General features: G+C 60.8%; 1 protein-coding gene. It reads left to right on the top strand.

Annotated elements, in window-relative coordinates:
* Nucleotides 1-85: 85 nt before the first annotated feature.
* Nucleotides 86-280, top strand: coding sequence for a hypothetical protein (locus NZ585_15005; GenBank protein MCS7081340.1), 195 nt, complete (start codon nucleotides 86-88; stop codon nucleotides 278-280).
* Nucleotides 281-599 lie beyond the last annotated feature (319 nt).

Consider the following 599-nt stretch of genomic DNA (forward strand, 5'->3'; position numbering starts at 1 on the left):
CGCCTTGCAGGAACTCGCACGCCTCAAAGCCAAGCTCCGCGACCTCAACCGTGCCGATTAGAGCAGTTTCCGCATAAATGTAGCGATGCCCCGGTCGAATCGCGTCAACGGTTTGGCGTGCGGCGGCGTTCCCCTGCTTTCATACGGCGCGGCGTTCCGCGCCGGGGACTACCAAGCTTGTCTCATTTTGCGCGACTGCCGCGCTTTTCAGCCCAACGCCATCCCGCCCGCCCGAAGCCTCCGCCGCCCGGCCGTCGGACAATCCGGCAGCGGTTTTTGATCAACTGACCTGCGCTCCAGTCGAGGGGCGCGGCGATGGTTTCCGCTTCGTGCAAGTTCGACAGGGCAAACCTGATTGGGATGGCGGACTTGAAACCAACGGCGTTTTGCCGTCCGTTTGCATAATGGCTTCGTTACGGGAAGCGGGCTTATGCTACACACCGACGAGTTACGCGCCAAGCGAGATGATCAGAGATACGCCCCATCAAGAAACCAAGACGCCCGATGTCCGACGCCCGCCTCGCCAACCCCCACGACCTCTTCTTCAAAGACCTCCTCGCCCTCCCAGTTGTGTAGTGGGTCGTGTTGGGAAAGTTTGT

The organism is Chloracidobacterium sp., from assembly GCA_025057975.1.
GTDB lineage: Bacteria > Acidobacteriota > Blastocatellia > Chloracidobacteriales > Chloracidobacteriaceae > Chloracidobacterium.

Coding starts and splice junctions, on each gene's coding strand:
- NZ585_15005 (MCS7081340.1), top strand. CDS start 86: ATGCCCCGGTCGAATCGCGTCAACGGTTTGGCGTGCGGCGGCGTTCCC.